The organism is Pseudomonas sp. F-14 TE3482 (assembly GCF_053629455.1).
The window spans coordinates 4,468,567-4,492,297 of the sequence record NZ_JBRJII010000001.1 but is presented as its reverse complement, the minus strand read 5'-3'; the positions used below and the strand labels follow the sequence as shown (position 1 = coordinate 4,492,297).

Sequence of the window (23,731 nt, the reverse complement as noted above, 5' to 3'; positions counted from 1 at the left end):
TCCCATGATCAATAAAAGTTTGCTGGATCGCTTGGCGGCGCTGGATACCAACACGGTCTCCGATGCGCTCGACTTCCTCGGCCTGCCGGGCGCCACCGTGGGGCTACGCCCGCTGTGGAACTGCCCGAAGATCGTCGGCCGCGCCAGTACCGTCTTGCTGGCGCCAAAATCCGACAACGTCCCCACCGTGCACCTGATTACCCCAGTGGTGGAACAGATCGACAGCGACGATCGCGTGCTGGTGATCGCCGGCGGTATCGAAGGTATTTCCTGCTGGGGCGACATACTCGCCAACGCGGCGGCCGGCAAGCACGTACGCGGCACGGTGATCGACGGTTTCAGCCGCGACATCGACGGCAGCGAAGCGATTGGTTACCCGGTTTATGGCCGTGGGCTCACCATGATCAGTGCGCGCAACCGGGTGGTGCAGATCGATGCCGCGGTGACGATCAAGGTGGCCGGTGTCGACGTCAGCGAGGATGACTTTGTCATTGCCGATACCTGCGGAACCGTATTCGTCCCCCAAACCCATATCGAAAAGGTCATCGATCTTGGCGAACGCATCGCCCGCCGTCAGGACGGCATGGTCGAGGCCGTGCGCAGCGGCCGCTCGGTGGCCGAGGTGATGCACGACACCCAGTTCGAAGCGATTCATGTGGAGCACGCCTGATGAATCTTGAAGATCAAACCCTGGTCGCCTTGTTTGAAGGCCTCGACACTCCTGGCGTCTCCGACGCGCTGGACAAACTTGGCCTGCCTGGACAATGCCTCGGCGTGGCGCCGCTGGACAATTACCGCAAGGTCATCGTCGGACCGGCGTTCACCGTGCAGTACGTCTCGGCCAGTGTTCCGCCGGGCACGGTGGGTGATTTCATCGAAGACGTCGCACCCGGCGACGTGGTGGTGATCGACAACGGCAGCCGTACCGACTGCACCGTTTGGGGCGACATCATGACCCAGTACGCCGGCACTCGACAGATCGCCGCCACGGTCATCGACGGGGTGTGCCGTGATGTGAACAAGGCGCTGGGTGATGGCTACCCGATCTTCAGCAAAGGTCGCTTCATGCGTACTGGCAAAGACCGCGTGCAAGTGCAGTCGGTCAACCAGCCGGTGTCCATCGGCACGGCACGGGTCTGCTCCCGTGACATCGTGGTCGCCGATGCCAACGGCGTGGTAATCGTGCCTCGCGCCCGTGCCGCTGAAGTGGCGGCATGTGCCCGCCAGATCGAATCGGTCGAAGCCGACATTCGCGCCCTGATCGCTCAAGGCAAAACCCTCAAAGAAGCCCGTGCTGCATTGGGTTACCACAATCTGCAGAGGAAAATCTGATGACCACGCTCCCCTTCCCCCCGGATTTTCGCGCGCGGGCAAAAGTACTAGGCACCTCGACGCTGTATGAAGCGTCCCATCTGCCCTGCGCGGTTGACAGTGCGATCCGCCCGATCTGGGACGGCGCCTTTATCGCCGCCCCCGCCTACCCGCTGGAATGTTCGCCGGGCGATAACCTGGCCCTGCATCTGGCGATGGAACGCGTGCCCCGTGGCAGCGTACTGGTCGTGGGTACGGGTGGCTTCATCGCCGGTTACTGGGGCGAGGTGCTCACCGTGGCGGCCGAAGCGGCGGGCGTGGTTGGTTTGGTAATCGATGGCGGCGTACGCGATATCGCGGCGCTGAAGAAACGCCAGTTCCCGGTATTTGCCCGTGGTATCTCGGTGAAAGGCACGGTCAAGGCCTGCGCCCCCTCAGTGGGACAACCGTTCAATTTCAATGGTGCTTTCGTGGCACAGGGCGACCTGGTGGTGGCTGACGACGACGGCGTGATCATCATCCCCAAGGCCGATGCAGCACGTACCCTCGCCGAAGGCGAAGCGCGCGCGAACAAGGAAGCGCAAATGATGCAGGCACTGACCGAAGGCCGCTCGACCCTGGAACTGATGAACCTGACAGACTGGAGAACCCGGGCATGAGCATCGACATTCAGCGCCTCAACCAACGCCTGGCCAGCGCACAGCCCTCGGCGACTTATCGGATCATGGATCGAGTGGCGGAACGCCGGGCACAAGGGGCGAAGATCATTTCGCTGTGTGCCGGCGAGCCCGATTTCGATACCCCCAAACATGTGCGTGAAGCGGCCATTCACGCCATCGAGCATGGCCACACCCGCTACACCCAGGTGGCCGGTGCTCGCTCGTTGCGAGAAGCGGTGGCGGCCAAGTTCCGCCGCGAAAATGGTCTGGACGTGAGCTGGCAAGACACGCTAGTTTGCAACGGTGGCAAACAGGTGATCTACAACGCCCTGGCCGCCACCCTCAACGAGGGCGACCAAGTCATCGTGCCGGCGCCGTACTGGGTCAGTTACCCGGAAATGGTGCAACTGTGCGGCGGTGAAGCGCGGATCGTCATGTGCGATGCCGGTACGGGTTTCAAACTGACGCCCTGGGCACTGGCTGCCGCGATCACCCCGCAAACCCGTTGGTTAATTCTAAATTCGCCGTCCAACCCGACCGGCGCGGTGTACAGCGAGACGGAACTTCGTGCCCTGGCGGCTGTGTTGCTGGACCACCCCCATGTGTTGATTCTGGCCGATGACATCTATGAACACCTGATTTTCGACGATCAAGCGTTCTACACCCTGGCCCAGGTGGAGCCACGACTGGCGCCGCGAACCCTGACCATGAACGGTGTCTCCAAGGCCTACGCCATGACCGGCTGGCGCATCGGTTTTGCCACCGGGCCGCGCTGGTTGCTGGAGGCCATGGAAAAACTGCAGGGCCAGCAGACCTCGGGCGCGAGCTCGGTTTCGCAGCAAGCCGCACTCGCCGCGCTGGAGGGGCCGAAAGACTTCATTCGCGAAAGCCGTTCCGCTTTCCAGGCTCGTCGCGATTTGATGGTGACGCTGCTGAACGACACGCCGGGACTGGAATGCGTGAGCCCGGCGGGTGCGTTCTATGCGTTCGTCTCTTGTGCGGGGCTGATCGGCCGCACCTCGCCTGCCGGTCGAGTGCGGCACACCGACGAAGATGTCGCCCACGCGCTGCTCGACGAAGCGGACGTGGCGGTGGTGCATGGCAGTGCATTTGGTCTTGGCCCCTACATTCGCATTGCCTATGCGCTGGATGACGCTTCGTTGCACCAGGCCTGCGAGGCGATTCGTGCGTTCTGTACAGCGTTGCGTTAAGGATTACGTGAGCCCGGTCAGTTAAACGCAATCCCTGTGGGAGCGGGCAAGCCCGCTCCTACAGGTTCCGTGGCTGGCTGACCGCCAGTGGCAATCGCCAGGTTTTGTTTGTGACTCGGGTATTCATCACCCAGTCCCAAGAACAAACAACTCCAACATGGCCCAAACAGCATGCATCCGCAAAGACTGATCCTGCACAACGAGTTGCACGCGCGCCCTTCTCTGTATTTCGACGAGCCCGCCCACGTGTTTCATCTGGCGTTTCTGGCGAATGACGGGCAGTGCGACACCTTGCTGAGTCACTGCTGCCCCGGCCCGGTCGACCCGGAAGCGGCTCAGGGCATCACCGAGTTGGAGGGCCATGCCTTGAAGTGGGAACGGCACGCAGAGTTCCTGACACTGACGCTGGTGGTGCCCTCCTCCAGTCACGAGCCATGCTGGAGCCCGCCACCCAGGGCCTTGATGGACCGGGTCGAGCCTTTCATGCAGCACGTGATCAACGCTGTGCAGATTGTGGTGCGCACCGATACGTCTTTTTCCGGCGATCTGTCCGTTTATGGATTCAAGGATCCCAGCGGCTCTTGCATCGGCGGTGGCGATGCGACGGTCTGGAGCGATTTTCGCCTGAGCGAGGATGGCACCAACCGTTTTCTTTTCATTAACAAACGCCTGAATGCCTATCGCCTGGGACGGATGATCCGCCGCCTGCTGGAAATCGAAACCTACCGAATGATGGCTTCGCTTTCCCTCATCACCGCGAAAGCCCTGAGCACTCAGCTCAACGTCTTCGACAAGACCCTGGTCAACCTTTCGGAACGTAACGCCGGCCCCGATACCGGAAATGCGAAAGCGTTGCTGACCGATATTGCCAACCTGTCGGCGCAAGTGGTCAGCAGCAACGCAAAAACCCGACACCGCTTCAGCGCCACCCAAGCCTATGCACAGCTGGTTTTCGAACGCCTGGGTGAACTGCGCGAAAGTCATGTGGGTGATTGCCAGCGACTGGGTATCTTCATCGAAAGGCGCTTCAAACCCACGGTCAGATACTGCGCCGTCACCGAACAACGCCTGGAGCAACTGGCTGAAAGCGTGGCCAACCTCGGGGACTTGTTGCAGGCCCGTGTCCAGGTCGAAATGGAAGAGCAGAACTCGGAAATCCTGAAGAGCCTCAACGCCCGCGCCGATACTCAAATCAAAATCCAGCGCGCCGTCGAAGGCTTGTCGATTATCGCCATCACCTATTACTTGTTAAGCCTGTTCAAGCTGTTCTACTCGGGGCTGCACGTCATGGGCGCGGACATTTCTGCGAGAGACGCTTTGCTAGCCATGACTCCGCTCGCGCTCTGCGTCCTGCTGTTTATTTTGATCAGGATCAGGAAAGCCAAAGAGCATTGATACGCGGCACCAGAATCGACCGATTACGAAGCTGACATCCGGGATGATCCGCTACGGATCCGGCTGGCTTGGCAGAGGGCTACAACCATGCCAATGGATCCATAAAATCGTTAACAAACAGAATTAGTTTGACAAACACCCTATAAATCAACATTAATGGATCCACTAAATAACAAAAAACAGCCTTGGAGAATCTCCATGTACCCCAAGAACACCTGGTACGTCGCCTGTACGCCCGATGAAATTGCCGACAAGCCGCTAGGCCGTCAGATCTGTGGTGAAAAGATGGTTTTTTACCGCGGGCATGAAGGCAAGGTGGCGGCTGTCGAAGACTTCTGCCCTCATCGCGGCGCACCGCTGTCTTTGGGCTATGTGGAAAACGGCAACCTGGTATGCGGCTATCACGGCCTGGTGATGGGCTGCGACGGCAAGACCGTGGAAATGCCCGGGCAGCGGGTTCGCGGCTTTCCGTGCAACAAGACATTCGCCGTGGTCGAGCGTTACGGATTCATCTGGGTCTGGCCCGGCGATCAGGCGTTGGCCGACCCGGCGCTGATCCATCATCTGGAATGGGCGGTCAGCGATGAGTGGGCCTATGGCGGCGGCCTGTTCCACATTCAGTGCGACTATCGCCTGATGATCGACAACCTGATGGACCTGACTCACGAAACCTACGTTCACGCGTCCAGCATCGGCCAAAAGGAAATCGACGAAGCACCGCCGGTGACCACGGTCGACGGCGACGAGGTGGTGACCGCCCGGCACATGGAAAACATCATGGCCCCGCCTTTCTGGCGCATGGCCCTGCGCGGCAACAATCTGGCCGACGATGTGCCGGTGGACCGCTGGCAGATCTGCCGCTTCACCCCGCCCAGCCATGTGCTGATCGAAGTCGGCGTAGCCCATGCCGGCAAAGGCGGTTATCACGCCCCCCAACAGTTCAAGGCGTCGAGCATCGTCGTCGACTTCATCACGCCGCAAACCGAAACCTCTATCTGGTACTTCTGGGGCATGGCACGCAATTTCAACCCGCAGGATGAAGCCTTGACCGCGAGCATTCGCGAGGGTCAGGGCAAGATTTTCAGCGAGGACCTGGAGATGCTCGAACGCCAGCAACAGAACCTGCTCAGCCATCCCCAGCGCAACTTGCTCAAGCTCAATATCGACGCCGGCGGCGTGCAGTCGCGCCGTGTTCTGGAACGCCTGATCGCCCAGGAACAAACGCTGCAGGAGTCAATGGCATGATCGAAGTGCTGGTGGTATCCCGCAACAACGAAGCCCAGGACATCTGCAGCTACGAGTTGGCCAGCTTCGATGATCAACCGCTGCCGACCTTCAGCGCCGGTGCCCATATCGATGTGCACCTGCCCGGCGGCTTGATCCGGCAATATTCCCTGTGCAACCACCCCGAAGAACGCCATCGCTACCTGATCGGCGTGCTCAAGGATCCGGCCTCTCGCGGTGGTTCACTGGCCATGCACGAGCAGATCCACCCCGGCACGCGGCTGTCTATCAGCGAGCCACGCAATCTGTTTCCATTGGCGCATGAGGCCCGGCGCAGCCTGCTCTTCGCCGGCGGTATCGGCATTACCCCGATCCTGTGCATGGCCGAGCGCCTGGCCCACAGCGGCGCGGATTTCGAGTTGCACTACTGCGCCCGTTCGCGAGAGCGAGCGGCCTTTGTCGAACGCCTGCAACACTCGGCTTTTGCCGACCGGGTGTTCCTGCATTTCGATCAGGAACCCGACACTGCGCTGGACGCGGCCAAGGTCCTGGCCACACCTCAGAACGATGTGCATTTATATGTGTGTGGCCCCGGCGGTTTTATGCAGCACGTGTTGGACACGGCCAAGGCCAAAGGCTGGCAGGAGCAATGCCTGCATCGCGAGTACTTCGCCGCCAGCCCCGTTGACACTGGCGCCGATGGCAGTTTCTCGATCAAGGTCGCCAGCAGCGGGCAGGTCTTCGAGGTGCCGGCCGACAAGAGCGTGGTGCAGGTGCTGCAAAATCAGGGCATCGAGATCGCCATTTCCTGCGAACAGGGCATCTGTGGCACCTGCCTGACGCGGGTGCTGGAGGGCGTGCCGGAACACCGTGACCTGTTCCTCACCGAGGATGAACAGGCCTGCAACGACCAGTTCACCCCTTGCTGCTCGCGCTCGAAAACACCGCTGCTGGTGCTGGATATCTGAAAGAGTCGCGCCTATTCCGAGCGGAGGATGACCTTCATCCGCTCTTCGGCCGTCGCCGAGCCGAATATCTCGGCATAACGCAACGTGGCGTTGGCGTGCTCGCGCATGATCGCTTCGGCACGTGCGCCCTGGCGGTTGACCAGGGCATCGAACACCGAATGGTGTTGCATGTGGGCGTAGTTGAAGCGTCGGTATTCCCGGACCATGTCGTTGCGGTCCACTGCCAGGGCTGTAACCGAAGCGAAGGGCAAATGATCGTTGCGCGCCAGTGCGTCGGCGATCGCCGGGTTGTGGCTGCCTTCGACAATCACTTCGTGAAAACGCATGTTGAGGTCGTGATAGACCTCCAGGTCCTCGATGGTCACAAACCCCTTGTCGAACAGTTGATCACCTTGCATCAGGCACTGTTCAAGGGTCGCCCGGGCCTCGTCCGATAGCCCGCGCTCGGCGGTCTGTCGCGCTGCCAGGCCTTCGAGTACACCCCGCACTTCAACCGCACCGGCAATGTCATCGGGGCTGACCGAACGCACCTGAAACCCGCGCCCGCCAAAGCGCACCAGCAAACCTTCCTGCTCCAGCGTGCGGAACGCCATGCGCACCGGCATTCGCGAGACACCAAACAACTCTGCTGTGGGAATTTCCATCAAGCGCTCGCCAGCCGCCAGCTCGCCTGAGGCGATCATCTTGCGCAACGCGACCAGCACCGTTTGACCGGGCTTACTCATCCAGGCAACTTCCAGAAAGGTGGGTCTGCATAGTAACGCAAGACAGTGACGCAAGGATTGGGCTGACTGCAGCAAAGACCTCGGGGTTTTGCTTCAGCCTTGATACGCCGGGTTTTCGATCAGCAGAGCCATGCCCTGCCCGCCACCGACACACGCGGCGGCGATGCCATAGCGCAGATTGCCCTCGCGCAATTGCCTGGCCAGGGTCAGCACCAGGCGCAAACCCGTGGCGGCCAAAGGATGTCCCAAGGCAATCGAGCCGCCCCGCCGGTTGAGCCGATCACCGTCCAGTTCAAGCGCCTGGGCCACAGCCAATACCTGAGCGGCCTGGGCCTCATTGATTTCCAGCAAGCCGATGTCACCCAGGGCCAAACCGCTGCGTTGCAGAAGCAGCTGGATGGCTGGCACTGGCCCTATCCCCATGAATTCCGGTGCCACGCCTACCACGGCACTGGCCAGCAAATGGGCCAATACCGGACGCCGGGCGGCAGACGCTCGCCCCACCAGCGCGGCCGCCGCGCCATCGACCACCGCGCAACTGTTGCCGGCCGTTTGCACACCGCCGGCATGCACCGCCCGCAACCGGCCCAAGCCGTCCAGATCGGTGGGTCGCGGGTGGCTATCACGCGTGACGCGGTCCACGCCCCGTGGCAACAGGATACTGCGAGGCTGATAGCTGGCCAGTTCAAAGCGCTCATTGCCGAGCGCCACCAGTTCCGGTTCAAACCAGCCGTCAGCCTGGGCCTGCAGCGCGAGTTGATGGCTGTCGAGGGCATAGCGATCCACCTCTTCGCGGCTCAGGCCGTGCCGCCGGGCCAGGTTGTCGGCGGTGGTGATCATGTCTACGCCCGGGGCCGGGTCGTAGAGGGCTTCCCAGAGAAAGTCCTTGAATTCCACGCCCGCACCGAGCCGGAAACCGCTGCGGTGGGTGTAGGCGGCAATCGGGTTGCGCGACATGGATTCGGCCGCCACGCACAGGGCCAACTGCACGCCGTCATCCAGCTGCCTGGCGGCCTGCCGCAAGAGTTCGAAACCGGTGGCGCAGATGCGCTGCACACCCAGTGCCGGAGTCTCTTGCGGCACGCCACTGTAAAGGCCGATATGCCGAGGCAGCAGGTAAGCATCGAAACTGGCCTGAGCCATGGAACCGGCCAACACGCTATCGACCGAGGATGGATCGATAGCAGCGCGGGCCAGCACCTCGCGCCCGACCTTGATCCCCAAGTCGATCGGCGAAACCTGGGCCAAGGCGCCGCCGAGATCGACCCAAGGCGTGCGCAGTGCTTCGAAAATGGCCACATCGCCAAAGCACGAATACTGCCCCGCACCGCTCACGGCAGAGGTCCGGCACGCAAGATGGAAGGTTCTTCGCCGCGATACAGCGCCTCGACCTTGTCGGCGCGCCACTGCAACACCGCGCGCTGGTTGATCGAGCCCTTGTCGGTGATTTCACCGCGGTCGATGGAGGCGGGTTCGTCGAGCAGCGCGATCCATTCCAGGCGGCTGGCATTCCCGGTGGCGTCGCGATTGAGCCTTTGCAGCCAATCGCCGAACCATTCTCGCACCGGTGCGCTGGCCAGAACTTCGGCATCGCTGGCGTGCGCACTCAAACCGGCCAGACGTCGGCATTCGTAAAGACGGGGAAAGACCAGCGCACCCAGGCACTCGCGGTCCGGCGCGGCCACCACCAAATCCTGAACGTAGGGTGAACCTTCGAGCACTGCGCGATTGCGCAACGGGCCGACGCTGACAAACACGCCGGAGCTCAGCTTGAAGTCCTCGGCGATGCGCCCGTCGAACATCAACCCCAGTTGTGGATCGCGGGCGTCGGCCAGTTTCAATGCGTCGCCGGAACAGTAGAAACCCTGCTCGTCGAACACTTCGGCGGTCTGCTGTGGCGCACGCCAGTAACCCGGCATGATGTGCGGCCCGCGAAAACGCCCCTCCAGCTTGCCGTCCACCGGCACCAGCCGCACTTCGCATCCGGGTGCCGGCAGGCCGATGTAGCCGGCCATTGACAGTGGCCCGGTGGTGAACGTGCAGGACGGTGCCGCCTCAGTCATGCCGAGCCCGGCCATCATGCGAATGCGTTCGCCACAATGCTGTTCGGCGACCCGGTCCAGGCGATCCCAAACGCGTTGGGACAAACCGGCGGCGGCGAAAAAGAACAGCTTGATGCGCGAGAAGAAACATTCACGCAACTCGCCGTCCTGCTCCAGCGCGTTGACCAGTTCTTCCCAGCCTTTTGGCACGGTGAGGTACGCGGTGGGCGATATTTCCTTGAGGTTGCGCAGTGTTTCAGCAAAACCCTGAACGGTCGGCTTGCCGTCGTCCAGATAAAAAGTGCCGCCGTTGTACAGTACGATCCCGACGTTGTGGCTGCCGCCGAAGGTGTGATTCCACGGCAGCCAGTCCACCAGCACCGGAGGTTCTTCGCCGAACACCGGAAAAGTCTGCAACAGCATCTGCTGGTTGGCGCAGAGCATGCGCTGGGTGGTGATCACTGCCTTTGGCAATTTGGTGGAGCCTGAGGTAAACAGGAACTTGGCGATGCTGTCCGGCCCGGTAGCCGCGAAAGCGCAATCGGCCTCGGCACTGCCGGGTTGCTCCAGCAGGCTGGCAAAGCTCGCCTGATTACGGCCAGGAATTTGACCGCGCACGGTGATCAGCGGCGTTTCGGCCGGCAGCACCGCATCGATCGCCCGCTGATAGGCCGCAGCGTCGCTGACGAACACCAGGCCCGGTTGCAGCAGATTGCAGACATGCCGCAGCTTGGCGAAATCCTGGGACAACAATGAATAGGCAGGAGAAACCGGGCAGTAAGGAATCCCGGCATACATCGCGCCCAAGGCAATCTGTAAATGCTCGATGTCGTTGCCCGAGAGGATCGCCAGCGGTCGTTCGGCCGAAAGCCCATAACCGAGCAGGCCTTGGGCAATGGCGCGGACGCTGGTCAGCATCTCGGCGTAACTCACGCGGCGCCAGTCGCCGCCGTTCTGGCGAGCAGCGATAAAGGTCTGTTGCGGGCGCACATGGGCCCAATGCACCAGGCGATCCAGCAAACGTACAGGCAACTTGGCCAAGGGTTCCAGGGAGCGCATATGCAGGATGCCCTGCACTTCGCTGACCTCGACCGCAGGATGACCGATGGACACCTGGCGATAGCGCGGCGCGTTGGCTTCGGTCTGGGGTGGCGATCTGAATTCGGAACTCACGTGCTTGCTCTCCATCAAGGCACGCCACCGGCTCGCAGAAATGCGTTCAACCGGGGCATGGCAGCCAGTGGCTGCAGCCTCTTTATTGTTATGTCTGCCTACACACGGGCAACGATTGCTCTCAAGCGTTCGCTTGCCCGACGGTGCGGCGGATGCTCAGATCGGGTAGTGCCGCGGGCCGTTCTGCAAAGTCACCCAGCGTAACTGGGTGAAATGCTCGATAGACGCCTTGCCGCCAAAACTGCCATAGCCGCTGGACTTGACCCCGCCGAAGGGCATCTGCGCCTCGTCGTGCACGGTCGGGCCGTTGATATGGCAGATGCCCGACTCGACCCGCTGGGCCAGGGCCAGAGCGCGGCTGGTGTCGCGGCTGAAAATCGCCGCCGACAGACCGAACTCGGAATCATTGGCCAGGCGCAGCAGTGCTTCATCGCCCTCGCCGCGCAACACCACCGCCACCGGGCCGAAGGACTCTTCGCGGTACAGGCGCATGGCATCGGTGACGCCGTCAAGCAAGGTCGGCTGCAGAATGCTGCCCGCAAGCTGACCACCCGTGACCAGGGTTGCTCCCTTGTCGAGGGCATCGTCTATCAACAGTTTGATGCGTTCACCGGCGCTGCTGTCAACCAGTGAACCGAGCACCGAACCTTCGGCGTTGGGGTTGCCGGCGGGCAAGGTGGCGATCTTCGCCGCGAGTTTGGCGACAAAGGCATCGGCCACTTTGGCATCGACGATCAGGCGCTCGGTGGACATGCAAATCTGCCCCTGATTAAAGAAGGCGCCGAAGGCCGCAGCCTCCACCGCTGCGTCCAGGTCGGCATCCTCCAACACCAGGAACGGCGCCTTGCCTCCCAGTTCCAGCAACGCCGGTTTGAGATGACGTGCCGACAATTCACCGACGATACGCCCGACATGGGTCGAGCCGGTGAAGTTGACCCGACGCACCGCCGGGTTGGCGATCAGCCGCTCGACAATCGCCGCGGCATCCTGGGGCGCGTTGCTGATGACGTTGACCACGCCATCACCGAGGCCTGCGTCCTGCAACACCTGGCCGATCAGCCGGTGCACCGCCGGGCTTAGTTCCGACGCCTTTAGCACCACGGTGTTGCCGCAGGCCAACGGCATGGCGATGGCGCGGGTAGCGAGGATCACCGGGGCGTTCCAGGGCGCGATGCCCAGCACCACGCCGCAGGGTTGACGCAGGGCCATGGCGAAACTGCCGGGCACATCCGAGGGAATAACTTCGCCGGTGATCTGAGTGATCATGCACGCGGCTTCGCGCAGCATGTTGGACGCCAGATGCACATTGAAACCGTACCAGTTGGCCATGGCGCCGGTCTCGCCGGCTGCCGCGATGAATTCCGCGCTGCGGGCCTGCAACTGCTCGGCCGCACGCAACAACCGGGTGCGTCGTTCATTTGGGGCCAGGGCCGCCCAGGCGGGGAATGCCGTTTTGGCCGCGGCCACGGCGGCGTCAGCATCTTCCAGGGTGGCGGCGGCAACCCGCGACACGACTTCGCCGGTCACCGGATTACGCCGTTCGAAGGTTCGACCGTCGCGGGCGGGGCACGACTGGCCGCCGATCAACAGGGGCACGTCCAGCATGGTGATTCCTCTTTATTGTCTTTATCGGGAATACGTTCGAGGGGTTCACAGTAGCGCCTGGGCGCCGGGGCAAACAGCTGGCAGACGCTCGATCGCCCGGCCAGCTCGCCCTGATTCAATGCCGGGGTTCAGCGCTTGTAAGCCTGCAAACCGGGCTTGATGCTCTTGTCGTCGAGGAACTGCTTCATGCCCTGCTCGCGGCCACCTTCGGTGTCCAGCAGGCGCGACTGATCGAGCTTGGCGTAGAGGTAATCTTCGTTCTGCTCCCAAGTCAGTTCGCGGCAACGCTTGAAGCCGTGCTTGGCCGCCCGTAGCACCACCGGGTTTTTCTCCAGCAGGTTACGCGCCAGCTCGATCGTCACTTCACGCAGTTGCGCCAGGGGTACGCTCTCGTTGACCAGGCCCATCTCGGCGGCTTTCTGCCCGCCAAAGGTCTTGCCGGTCATGATGTAGTACAGCGACTGGCGATGGCCCACGGTGTCGGCCATGGCCTTGCTCACCAAGTTGCCTGGCGGGATGCCCCAGTTGATTTCCGACAGGCCGAAGGTCGCTTCATCGGCGCAGATCGCCAGGTCGCAGGCCACCAGCGGGCTGAAACCGCCACCGAAGCACCAACCGTTGACCATGGCGATAGTTGGCTTGGCATACATACGCAGCAGTTTCCATTGCCATTGAGAGGCTTCACGGCGAATTTTTTCCTGAAGGATTTCCGGGCCAGCGTCCACTTCGCGGAAGTATTCCTTGAGGTCCATGCCTGCAGTCCAGGCTTCGCCAGCACCGGTCAGCACCAGCACACCGGCGTCCGGATCCTGCTCCAGGGTTTCCAGAACGTCGATCATCTCGCGGTTCAATGTCGGGCTCATGGCGTTGCGTTTTTCCGGGCGATTGAGGATGACCCAGGCAATGCCTTCCTCGATTTCCACTTTGACCGTTGTCCAGCGACCTTCGTAATTGCTCATGGCGTTGCTCTCTTGTTCTTGGCTTGACGATGGGTAAAAACTAAACCCCAATATTAGTTATGTCAATTAACTATTAATCAAATTAACCGAATATTTTTTGTCTCTAAAACAAGCGCAACGCCCAGAGATCTGAAAGAGGTCATGGCTATCCCCGGCCAATCTCGGCAAACTAGATAGTCTTCTTAACCGCCAGCCTGAGGATTCACCCTGCAATGGCCAAGTCTTCCAAGATTGCCGCCGCCCCCGAGGCCCCTGCCGACAGCGCCGAAACCCAGGCGCCGCTGGATTCCGCCCTGGACGATCTGATCGGTTACGCCATGCGCCGGGCGCAGCTGAAACTGTTCCAGAACCTCATTGGCCGGCTCTCGGCCCATGACTTGCGACCGGCGCAGTTCTCGGCCCTGGCGATCATCGACCAGAATCCCGGGCTGATGCAGGCCGATCTGGCCAAGGCTTTGACCATCGAGCCACCGCAAGTGGTGCCGCTGCTGAACAAACTGGAAAGCCGGGCACTGGCGGTGCGGGTGCGCTGCAAACCGGACAAGCGCTCCTATGGGATTTTTCTCAGCAAGACCGGCGAGGCCTTGCTCAAGGAGCTGAAACTGATCGCGGCCGAGAGCGACATGGATGCAACGTCCAACCTCGACAGCCAGGAACGCGAAGAACTGCTCAGGCTGCTGAAGAAGGTCTATCAGGTCTGAAACGCCAACGCCGGCGCGTTCCTGGGGGAACGGCCGGCCTCGTGGCAGGTAAAACGACTTACCAGATCGGTACGGTGTAGAGCACCAGAAAGCGGGTCTGGTTTTCATCGCGAAATGCCGCGCCGGCGGGGAAGTCATTGCGATAGATCGACTTGCGCGCCATCAGCCCGACGTTCTTCAGCGGGCCACTCTGGATGACATACCCCAGTTCCATCTGGAACTCTCGCTCCTTACGGTCGTCGGCATTCAGTGCCGTCAGCTCGATATGGTCACCGCGCACATAACGTAGCCGGCTCTTCAGCCCGGGCACCCCGACGGCGGTGAAGTCATAGTCGTACATCGCTTGCCAGGTCCGCTCCTTCGCATTGAGGAAGTCCGAACTCATGGTCAGCTCACTCATGCCCATCAACTCGGTGCCCGATACATAAGGCGTCGCCGTGTCGCCACTGGCGTGCATATAGCCCAGGCTCAGGCGATGACCGCCGAAGCGATAGCCGAACAGCGCCGACAAGTTGCGGTTGTCCACCTTGCCGGCCTTGGCGCTACCATCTTCGTCGCTGAAAAAACTGCGCAGATCGGTGGTCAGCGTACCCTCGCCCACCTGCAGATTGTGCAGCAAGGCCAGGGTGTTCTGCTGGTACAGGTCTGCCACTTCGGCGTGATAGGCACGCAGACTGAGGTCCTTGTTCACCTGATAATCGCCGCCGACATAGGCCATGTGCGATGAAGTGGCCGCGCCGTTGAAACGCCGGTTCGGCGAGGCGATGCTCATGGGCTGGTAGTCCGTGGAATCACGCTTGTTGATACGATCGATGTAGCCAGTGTTGAGGGTCAGTCCGTCGATGTCCTTTGAGCTTAGGGTGGTGCCGCGAAAAGTCTGCGGCAACAGCCGCGACGGGCTGGCGAAAGCGAACGGCAGGAAGATCGACACATCACCGGTTTTAACCGTGGTCTGGGCAAAACGCATCTTGGCGGTCATGGCCAGGCGCGAATACTCGTCCGCCGCCCGTTTGTCGCTGCGGGATACCGGCAGCAACTCGGTGCCGCTGCGGTCCGGCGACGAGTCCAGCTTCACCCCCATCAGCCCGCGGGCATCCAGGCCGAAGCCGACAGCCCCCGGGGTAAAGCCCGACTCCACATTCATGATGAAACCCTGAGCCCATTCCCTGGTCGCGGTTTTCGCCCCGTCATCCTTGTAGTCCCGGTCCAGGTAGTAATTGCGCAAGGTCAAGGTGCCGTGGCTGTCGTCAATAAAGCCTTCGGCCAGCACCGGGGTGGCAATCACACTCAAGCCCAACAGGACCAGACGGGGTGCGCGAACAGGTAAGGCTGAAGTCACCGCAAGGGCGTTCCAAGGGAGCGTTGGCATGTTCGATGTCCACTTATTGTTGTTGTTTTTTGAACGGGATCGCTAGGGTTGCCCCAGAAATCTCAGGCCAGAGAATGGAAAGAGCTGAGGGTGGCGTCAATCCATAATGACCGATAAACGAACATTAATATTATTATCTATTTTTTAGATCCATCTTAAGTCATACGTCATGACATTGATTTATATGGAATTAATGACATTTTCTAGCGAATATCCTTGACCGTTCATTTTTTAGTTATCTTTGTTAATCTTAATTTCAACCTGTCACCGCTTTAGGCGAGCAGGCTCGCGTTCACCCGTCAGCACACCCACAAAAACAATAATGAGGTTCGCCATGGACACCCCATCACGTCGTACGACGCTGACCATCGCCCTGTGTTTTATCGTTGCACTGATTGAAGGCTTCGACCTGCAAGCTGCCGGCACTGCTGCCGCGGGCTTGCGCCAGACCTTTGCCCTGGACCCGAAAATGATGGGCTGGGTGTTCAGTGCCGGCATCATCGGTTTGCTGCCGGGCGCCTTCTTCGGCGGCTGGATTGCCGATCGCATTGGTCGCAAGAAAATCCTCATCGCAGCGGTGCTGCTGTTCGGCGTGTTCTCGCTCAGCACTGCCTACGTCAGTACTTTCTCCAGCCTGCTGTTGGCGCGTTTCATGACCGGCCTGGGCCTGGGCGCCGCCCTGCCCAACCTGATCGCCCTGTGCGCCGAAGCCGTGGGAGAGCAACGCCGAGGTACCGCCATCAGCATCATGTATGCCGGCGTGCCATTGGGTGGAGCACTGGCGGCGGTGGTCGCCATGCTGTTCACCGATCATTGGCAGGCGACCTTCATCATCGGCGGTCTCGCGCCGTTGCTGGTGGTGCCGCTGATGATCCTGTTGCTGCCCGAGTCCAGCGCCTTTCGCCAGCAGCAAGGGACTGTCAATGTGGCGCGCGTTTCAACCGGCCAGGCACTGTTCGGCGAAGGCCGGGCTCGCGTTACCCTGGCGTTGTGGCTGAGTTACTTCTTCACCCTGACCGTGATGTACATGTTGCTCAACTGGCTGCCATCACTGCTGCTGGAACAGGGCTTCAGCAAACCCCAGGCGGGCCTGGTGCAAATGCTGTTCAATATCGGCGGCGCCCTCGGCTCCCTGCTCGGCGGGCTGCTGCTGGATCGCTGCAACGGCATCAAGGTGGTGCTGTTTGTCTATACCGGTTTACTGGTGGCGCTGGCCGGGGTCGGCCTGTCGGTGGGCATTGTCCCGATGGGCATCGCCGGGTTTGCCGCAGGGTTGTTTGTGATGGCTGCGCAACTGGTGCTTTACGCCCTGGCACCGCCGTCGTACCCAACCTTGGTGCGTGCCACCGGCGTCGGCGCGGCAGTGGCCATCGGGCGCCTGGGGTCAGTGGCCGGGCCCTTGGCCGCTGGGCAGATTCTGGCGGCCGGGGCCGGCACCACCGGCGTATTGCTGGCGACCTCCCCCGGGTTGGTGATTGCAGCACTGACCATCATCAGCGTGATTGCCCGTTCGGTCCCACTAACTGTATCGATGGAAAAGGCCAAGGCCTGATTCCCGTCAGTTAAAACGCGAGACCTGTGGTAGCGAGCAAGCCTGCTCCCACAGGGGCCGGCGTGCCGAGCCCCTTCAGCTCTCCTTGACCCACTCCACAAGCACGCTCGCCTCAGGCTTTTTTGCGAAGACCTTCTGCGGCAACAGCAGCCAGGCCAGTGCCGGCAGCAGGATCAAGGCACCGAGCATGTTCACCAGGAACATGAAGGCCAGCAAGATGCCCATGTCGGCCTGGAATTTGATCGGCGAGAAGGCCCAGGTTGATACTGCAACCGCCAGTGTCATGCCGGTCAGCAGAACCACTTTGCCGGTGAACAACAGCGCCTGGTAATAGGCCAGTGCCAGAGTGTCACCGGCACGCATTCGAGCCAGGATCACGCTCAACACATAGAGCGCATAGTCGATGCCGATCCCCACGCCGAGCGCGATGACCGGCAGTGTCGCCACTTTTACTCCCATGCCCAGCCCCACCATCAGCGCCTCGCAAAGAATCGAGGTGAGCATCAGCGGCAGCATCGCGCAAAGGGTTGCACGCCAGCTACGGAAGGTCAGCAGGCAAAGCAGGCTGACCGCGCCATAGACCCAGAACAGCATCTCGTGCATGGATTTTTTCACCACGATATTGGTCGCGGCTTCGATGCCGGCGCTGCCGGCGGCCAGCATGAATTTGACCTCTGGCACCTGATGCGCAGCGATGAAGGCTTCGCTCGCCTCCACCACCCGATTCAGGGTATCGGCCTTGTGATCGGACAGGTAAACGTACAGCGACAGCATCGAACAGCCCTGATTGAACAGTTCCCGCGGTGCACGGGTCTGCACGGCGCCCAGCGCGCCGTCATTGGGGATCAGCTCATACCACTTGAAGTTGCCTTCGTTGTAACCGGCCGTGGCGATCTTGCTCAGCGCTGCCATTGAAGTGGTCGACTCCACGCCAGGCAATTGCTCCAGTTGCCAGGCCAACGCGTCCACCGCAGACAGGCTGGCGTAGCGCGTGCACTGATCTTCCGGCGTCTTGATCATGATCACGAAAATATCCGAACTGGCCGCATAGTTTTGGGTCATGAACAGCGCGTCGCGGTTGTAGCGCGAGTCGGCGCGCAACTCCGGGGCGCCAGGATCGAGATCGCCGATTTTCAGGTTCAGGCTCACGGCAAAACCGAATGCTGCCAGCAGCAGGCCGCCCAGCATGGCGCCAATGGCCCAGCGCCGCTGGGTGAACAGATCGAGCACACGCCACAATGGATGCTTGATCTGTGCTTGCAGTTCGGCGGTTTCCGAACTCAGGCTGCGTTGCGCCGCTGCCGGGCTGACACCGATATAGCTGAGCAGGATCGGCAGCAGAATCAGATTGGTGAAGATCAGCACCGCCACGCCGAGGCTGGCGGTGATCGCCAGGTCCTGAATCACCCGGATGTTGATCAGCAGCAATACGGCGAAGCCCACCGCATCGCAGAGCAAAGCGGTCATCCCGGCGGCAAACAGTCGGCGAAAGGTATAACGCGCGGCCACTACCCGGTGGGTGCCACGACCGACGTCCTGCATGATACCGTTCATCTTCTGCGCGCCATGGCTCATGCCGATGGCAAACACCAGAAACGGCACCAGCGCCGAGTACGGGTCCAGCTCAAACCCAAGTATCGCGAGCAGGCCCATCTGCCAGAGCACGGCCACCAGCGAACAGGTCACAACCACCAGGGTGCTGCGCGCGCAGCGGGTGTAACCGAAAAGCACCACCACGGTCACCACTACGGCCATCACGAAGAACAACAAGACCTGGGTCAGCCCCTCGATCAGATCGCCAACGATTTTGGTGAACCCGGTGATGTGGATTCGCAGTTCATCGGTCTGGTACTTGTCCCGCAGCGCCTCCAGCTGCCGGGAGAACTCGCCGTAGTCCAGGGCTTTGCCGGTCTGCGGACTGACTTCGAGCAACGGCACGAAGATCACGCTGGACTTGAAGTTGCCGGCGACCAATTGGCCGACCTCACCGGAACGGGCGACGTTGGTCCGCACCTGCTCGATGCTGCTCGCCGAGCCATCGTAATCGTCGGGGATCACGGTGCCGCCATCGAGCCCCTCCTCGGTCACGGCGGTCCAGCGCGTGGTCGGGGTCCATAACGACTTCATATAGGGCCGATCGACACCCGGCAGCAGATAAAGCTCGTCGTTGAGCCTGGCCAGGGTGTCGAGGTAATCCTTGGTGAAGATGCTGCCCTGCTTGACCTCCACGGCAATCCGCAACGAGTTGCCCAGACCGCTCAACTCGCTGCGATTCTCCAGGAAGTTGGCGACATAGGGGTGTCCCGTAGGGATGGTCTTCTCATAGCTGGCGTTGATGCCGATGCGTGTGGCTTGCCAACCGAGCACCAGCGTCACCAGCAGACACAGCAGGATCACCAGCGGCCGATGGTTGAAGATCATTCGCTCGGCGAAGTTGCCCGACGCCTGGTCGAAGTCTTCCAGGCGGCCGATCACGGTTTGGGTTTTGTCGTCTTTCAAGTCTGACTCCTGTTGCACGGGCCATGGCCCGATAGCGCTACACCGTGAAGTTTCAAGGTTTGGCGGAGGCCCGCGGATCCTGATCAGTGGCCACGCCACTCAAGCCGACGCTGGCCAGACTGCCGTCGGCTGTCTGTTGCACGGCAGCGACCGTCCCGCCGCTTCGGCTCTGGCGCTTGTCGAAGCTGCGACCCTGGTCATGGCTGAACAAAAGTTCACCGCTCTGACTGGCCAACAGCAGGCTGCCGTCACGCAGCTCGATGGCGGTCGCCAGTGTTGATTCGATGCCGGTGTCGAGGCGTCGCCAACTGCTGCCACGGTCCTCGGACCACCAGGCGTTGCCGCGCAATCCATAGGCAATCAACGCTCCTGCGCGGGTGCCAAGCAGACCGAAGAAGCTGCCTTCATAAGGTGATTTCAGAGGCTGGAACGAATGCCCGGCATCGGTCGAACGCAACAACAGACCGCGCTCTCCTACCAGCAGCAGGTTGTTACCCGAAGCGCGAATGCCATAAAGATTCAGGCCCTGCGGATTGTCCACATGCTGCATCCACGGCCGCCAGTTTCGCCCGCCGTCGTCGGTGCGATAGATCTGGTTGTAGGCGCCAACGATGTAGCCATGCAGGCGGTCACTGAAGTACAGGTCGAGAAACGGTTTATCCGGCCCGTCATCCAGCATCTGCCGTGCCTGCGCAAGGTTGCTGGCGCCGCCCGGCTGATGGGCATCGCGCTCCGCGGCCTGCACCGCCAGCGCGGCGGCACGCTCACCGTCGAGTTGCTTGTGCCAGGTTTCACCACCGTCCTCGGTGTGCAACACCACCCCCAGATGACCGACCGCCCAGCCCTGCTCGGCATCGACGAATTGCACCGCGGTCAGGCTGACGCTGACCGGCACACGGGCCTGGCGCCAAGTCATTCCAGAGTCATCCGAGAGCAACACGATGCCGCGCTCGCCGACCGCCACCAGACGCTCGCCAGCCCGGGCCAACCCAAGCAATACCGCGCGCGCGGCCTTGGCGGTCGGCAGTGCCGGCTGCTGTAGCACAGCAAACGTCGCGGCCTGTGCAACCATGGACGTGCTCGCCAACAGACACAGCGCCAGCGCGCAGGCACTCCATCGCAGACCGAAACTCGCAAAGATTTTTTCAACGTTCATGTCTTTATCCCGCCTGGAAAATCGCCAGCGACCGCGACGAGTTTTTCGCTCGTCACGGCGCTCCATAGTTCAACGCATGTTTTCGTTGGCCATGGCATCCGGTGTGTAAAAGGAAGCCGAAGGTTTTGCGATCGTCTGGTACTGGACCGCCAGATCGTTGCTCGAAGAGTTAAGGAAGTAGGCGCCGGTATCGAGGTTGTAGCTGCCCCACATGACTTGCGCAGTGAGCGCCGGCAAGTCCGGTGCCAACAGCGTCAGCGAATACATCTGCCGACCCAGTTTGCCCTGAGCGTCATACCCGTCGACCATCAGGATCTGCCAGGAGTCCTCGTCGACGTAGTAGGTCCGATGCGGCACCACATGGCGCTTGCCGGATTTGAGCGTGGCCTCGACCACCCAGACCCGATGCTTCTCCCAGCGCACCAGATCAGGATTGAGGAAGTTCTGTTTGACCAGGTCGTCGCTCTTGGCCAGGCCGGCGCGGTTATTGTTGTAAGGGACGATCAGTTCTTTCTTGCCCGCAAGCTTGAGATCGTAACGGTCGGTAGGCCCGAACAGCATGAACGCTTCGTCAAACAGACCGACGCCAGAGGTGACGAAGTCCGGGGTGTCATAGGCGATGTTCGGCGCTCGGCGTACCCGGCGCTGGCCGACCAGATACTGCCAGGCTGCACGGTTGGCCGGGTCCATGTCCCAATGGGTCATCAGGCCTTCGCCAGCCTTGGATGACGGCAGTTCGGTCAGCAGCTTGCCGATCTGGTACTTGCCGGCAAAATTTTCCAGGCTGCCGCTTTCGGAGTAGTAGGGAAACTGATAGCTGAACAGGGCTCGGGTCGCCTGGACCTTCTTGCCACCGGCGGTCATCAGCCAGGTATCAAAAGGTGCGCTGATGGTCTCGCCGCCCTGCCAGGACAACCGGTAGTTCCACAGCACTTGCGCGCCGTTATCCGGGATCGGGAACGGGATACCGCCATAGGCGTTGCTGACTTTCTCGGTGTCCACATCCAGCGTGGCACGGGTGGCATTCTTGCCGGTGTTGTCATACACCCATTGCGGGGCCGCTGCCGAGCGATGGGTCGGGTATACGTCCAGGCGATAGTCCGGGTATTTCTTCAGTAGGAGCTTGGTGCCTTCGGCCAATCCGCTGGCGTACTGCTCCATGTTCGAGGCCTTGATCGAATACAGCGGTTTCTCGCTGGCGAATGGATCGGCACGTTTGTCACCCGGCTTGTAGCCCGGCGCGACCTTGGTGTAGCCGCCATCCCAGGCCGGGATGCTGCCATCGGCGTTGCCGGCCCGCTCACCGCCAAGGGGCGTCAGTTCAGACTTCAAACGTGCAGCCTGTTCAGGCGACACCGCTGCCTGCGCCAGGCTGATGCCAGCCAGGGCCAGGGTGAGGACGCAAGTGTTCAGGAAAGCGTTGTTCTGCATGGCGAATCCACCTTATTAGAATGAGGTTTTCACGTAGAGCGAAACGAAGTCGCGGTCGGCCAGCGACTGCCCATAGCTGAAATTCCCGTCTTCGCGCAGCCCGGCTTTCGGCGCACCGAAGAAGTTCACGTAGTTCAGGCCGACATCCCAGCGCTGCAGATACGTGGCCTTGAGTCCGACACTCCAGTCGCCAGCATGGGTATTGCCGAAGCCCGACTTGTTGACGGCCGAAGAACGCCCGTCGAGCACCACGCCCATGCCGATTGGCACGGTCAGGTCGATCCCGTCGACAACCTGGAAGTACGCAGGCTCCATCAATACCCGCAACGCAGTGGCATCGCGGGTGGTGTTGGAATCCAGGGCCGCGGCGTTCTCGGTGACACTCAGAGTGCGGTTCCACGCCAGTTCGGCCAGTGCCGAGCCGCCATCCCAAAAAGCACCAGGCGATAGCAGGTAAATTGCCGACAGGTTGGCGTGAGCGGTTTTGCCCCGGGCAAACAGTGAGTCATCGCCGCCATCGGCCTCCATGCCTGGGGTCACCACTTGCAGGTTGCTCACCAGTGGCGCATTCCAGCGCACGGAGGTTTCACCGGCAAAGTTGAACGGCCCATAGGCAGTAGAGAAGCTGACGCCGGCAGTCTTGATATCTTCGGCGTAGACCTGACGATAGGAACTCAGGATCGGCAGCCCGGTGGCCGCCGCGGCTGCACCGTCGAGGTAGGCGTACAAGCCAATCGGGGCTTTGTCGTGATACTGCGCGGCGTAGAAACCCAGCTCCAGTTCGGTCCCGGTCGGTTTGAAGCGAATCTGCATGCCGCCCTGCCCCGAATTTCGCGGTTTCAGATCGCCGCCATTCACGGTGTCGTTGCCGAACACTTCGCGCAGGGAACCGCTGCCATAACCGATGGCATCGGCATCGCTCAGGTAGCTGCCGGCGCCGGGCAGATTGGAACGCTCCCACTCGAACTGGTAGTAAGCGCCCACCGACAACTGCGGGTTGATCTGCAACTGCCCGGAGATTTGATTGACCGGGCGCAGGATTTCCTTGAACTGGGTCCCCGGCACGCTGAGCAACTTGACTACATCGGTCGGCCCCTGGGCATTGGCGATGCCGTTGCCACCGTAGAACAGGCTTTCACCGTAAATCAGGCTGTGCCGGCCCAGACGCACCACGCCCTGGGAATCTTCACCGAGGTCACCGCGCAGGAACACGAAGGCGTCGAGAATTTCCGCGTCGCGACCGTGGAGCTCGCGGGTTTCGCTGAGGAAATGCGGTTGCTCGCTGCTGTCGGTGTCCTGGTTGTAGATATCGTCGTACCAGGCCGCGCCGCTCACACGCAGCCCATAGTTTTGCCGGCTGAGGTCCATTTCAGAAAACAGATCCAGACGGTTGGAGACCAGTCCGCGGCTGAAGTTTTTATCGCCCTGACTCTGGATCGAGGGGTACAGGCCATTGGCGGTCGGTGCGTTGACCAATCGGCTGTCCTGACCTTGCAGACGCCAGGCCTGGCTGTACTTGATGGTGTTGTCCCAACGCAGTTTCCAGTCCGAATCCCCCAGGTCCATTTGCATGGCCTCGGCCCTTTCGATCATCACGCCTGCACTGCATAACGCCAGAAACAGGGTGCAATGCTTGAAACGAAAGCAACGTTTAACGTTGTCCATGGACGCTCCTCATTATTTTTATTTTTGGCATGGCTTTGCACGCATGGCGCCAGCCGACACGCTCAGTTAGCGGCTTGCGCCGCTGT

General features: G+C 61.1%; 19 protein-coding genes. 9 read left to right on the top strand and 10 right to left on the bottom strand.

Annotation, left to right across the window (positions count from 1 at the left end):
* The first annotated feature begins 4 nt into the window (after positions 1-4).
* The 7 genes from AB7M26_RS20160 (at position 5) to AB7M26_RS20130 (ending at position 6,768) form a co-directional block, all read left to right on the top strand.
* Positions 5-670: an RraA family protein gene (locus AB7M26_RS20160; RefSeq protein ID WP_123494799.1), complete on the top strand. Its 666-nt coding sequence runs from the start codon at positions 5-7 to the stop codon at positions 668-670.
* Complete coding sequence (locus tag AB7M26_RS20155) at positions 670-1,332, top strand: RraA family protein (RefSeq protein ID WP_123494800.1); 663 nt, start codon at positions 670-672, stop codon at positions 1,330-1,332. Before AB7M26_RS20160 ends, AB7M26_RS20155 begins: the two co-directional genes overlap by 1 nt.
* Complete coding sequence (locus AB7M26_RS20150) at positions 1,332-1,970, top strand: RraA family protein (protein WP_429385859.1); 639 nt, start codon at positions 1,332-1,334, stop codon at positions 1,968-1,970. Before AB7M26_RS20155 ends, AB7M26_RS20150 begins: the two co-directional genes overlap by 1 nt.
* Positions 1,967-3,181: a pyridoxal phosphate-dependent aminotransferase gene (locus AB7M26_RS20145; RefSeq protein WP_429385857.1), complete on the top strand. Its 1,215-nt coding sequence runs from the start codon at positions 1,967-1,969 to the stop codon at positions 3,179-3,181. The genes AB7M26_RS20150 and AB7M26_RS20145 overlap by 4 nt, the downstream gene beginning before the upstream one ends.
* Before the next feature lie 171 nt (positions 3,182-3,352).
* A complete protein-coding gene (locus AB7M26_RS20140) occupies positions 3,353-4,576 on the top strand; it encodes a DUF3422 domain-containing protein (protein ID WP_429385855.1) in 1,224 nt (407 codons plus the stop codon).
* Between the two features lie 198 nt (positions 4,577-4,774).
* Positions 4,775-5,821 (top strand): Rieske 2Fe-2S domain-containing protein, encoded by a 1,047-nt coding sequence (locus AB7M26_RS20135; protein WP_429376348.1) that lies wholly within the window; start codon positions 4,775-4,777, stop codon positions 5,819-5,821.
* Positions 5,818-6,768, top strand: a complete 951-nt coding sequence (locus tag AB7M26_RS20130) for a PDR/VanB family oxidoreductase (protein ID WP_429385853.1) — start codon at positions 5,818-5,820, stop codon at positions 6,766-6,768. The genes AB7M26_RS20135 and AB7M26_RS20130 overlap by 4 nt, the downstream gene beginning before the upstream one ends.
* 11 nt (positions 6,769-6,779) lie before the next feature.
* Here AB7M26_RS20130 and AB7M26_RS20125 read toward each other — a convergent pair whose 3' ends face one another.
* The 5 genes from AB7M26_RS20125 to AB7M26_RS20105 form a co-directional block, all read right to left on the bottom strand.
* Positions 6,780-7,493, bottom strand: a complete 714-nt coding sequence (locus AB7M26_RS20125) for a GntR family transcriptional regulator (protein WP_007895809.1) — start codon at positions 7,491-7,493, stop codon at positions 6,780-6,782.
* Positions 7,494-7,586: 93 nt separating this feature from the next.
* Positions 7,587-8,828 (bottom strand): thiolase family protein, encoded by a 1,242-nt coding sequence (locus tag AB7M26_RS20120; protein ID WP_123494807.1) that lies wholly within the window; start codon positions 8,826-8,828, stop codon positions 7,587-7,589.
* Positions 8,825-10,708, bottom strand: a complete 1,884-nt coding sequence (locus tag AB7M26_RS20115; RefSeq protein ID WP_123495391.1) for a feruloyl-CoA synthase — start codon at positions 10,706-10,708, stop codon at positions 8,825-8,827. The genes AB7M26_RS20120 and AB7M26_RS20115 overlap by 4 nt, the downstream gene beginning before the upstream one ends.
* 156 nt (positions 10,709-10,864) lie before the next feature.
* On the bottom strand, positions 10,865-12,313 hold the full coding sequence (locus AB7M26_RS20110) for an aldehyde dehydrogenase (protein WP_123494808.1): 1,449 nt from the start codon (positions 12,311-12,313) through the stop codon (positions 10,865-10,867).
* 128 nt (positions 12,314-12,441) lie between these two features.
* Entirely contained in the window at positions 12,442-13,272 is an 831-nt protein-coding gene (locus AB7M26_RS20105; RefSeq protein ID WP_007895816.1) for a p-hydroxycinnamoyl CoA hydratase/lyase, read from the bottom strand.
* A 212-nt stretch (positions 13,273-13,484) separates the two neighbouring features.
* On the opposite strand from AB7M26_RS20105, the gene AB7M26_RS20100 reads away from it, so the two are divergent.
* Positions 13,485-13,973, top strand: coding sequence for a MarR family winged helix-turn-helix transcriptional regulator (locus AB7M26_RS20100; protein WP_008073734.1), 489 nt, complete (start codon positions 13,485-13,487; stop codon positions 13,971-13,973).
* A 58-nt stretch (positions 13,974-14,031) separates the two neighbouring features.
* Here the strand turns inward: AB7M26_RS20100 and AB7M26_RS20095 are convergent, their stop codons facing one another.
* Positions 14,032-15,342, bottom strand: coding sequence for an OprD family porin (locus AB7M26_RS20095; protein ID WP_123494809.1), 1,311 nt, complete (start codon positions 15,340-15,342; stop codon positions 14,032-14,034).
* Positions 15,343-15,676: 334 nt separating this feature from the next.
* On the opposite strand from AB7M26_RS20095, the gene mhpT reads away from it, so the two are divergent.
* Entirely contained in the window at positions 15,677-16,894 is a 1,218-nt protein-coding gene (gene mhpT / locus AB7M26_RS20090; RefSeq protein ID WP_123494810.1) for a 3-(3-hydroxy-phenyl)propionate transporter MhpT, read from the top strand.
* 75 nt (positions 16,895-16,969) lie between these two features.
* Here the strand turns inward: mhpT and AB7M26_RS20085 are convergent, their stop codons facing one another.
* The 4 genes from AB7M26_RS20085 to AB7M26_RS20070 form a co-directional block, all read right to left on the bottom strand.
* Entirely contained in the window at positions 16,970-19,393 is a 2,424-nt protein-coding gene (locus tag AB7M26_RS20085; protein WP_123494812.1) for an efflux RND transporter permease subunit, read from the bottom strand.
* A 52-nt stretch (positions 19,394-19,445) separates the two neighbouring features.
* Positions 19,446-20,549, bottom strand: coding sequence for a WD40/YVTN/BNR-like repeat-containing protein (locus AB7M26_RS20080; protein WP_123494813.1), 1,104 nt, complete (start codon positions 20,547-20,549; stop codon positions 19,446-19,448).
* Positions 20,550-20,618: 69 nt separating this feature from the next.
* A complete protein-coding gene (locus tag AB7M26_RS20075; protein WP_123494814.1) occupies positions 20,619-21,980 on the bottom strand; it encodes a DUF1329 domain-containing protein in 1,362 nt (453 codons plus the stop codon).
* 15 nt (positions 21,981-21,995) lie between these two features.
* Complete coding sequence (locus AB7M26_RS20070) at positions 21,996-23,645, bottom strand: DUF1302 domain-containing protein (RefSeq protein ID WP_123494815.1); 1,650 nt, start codon at positions 23,643-23,645, stop codon at positions 21,996-21,998.
* Positions 23,646-23,731 lie beyond the last annotated feature (86 nt).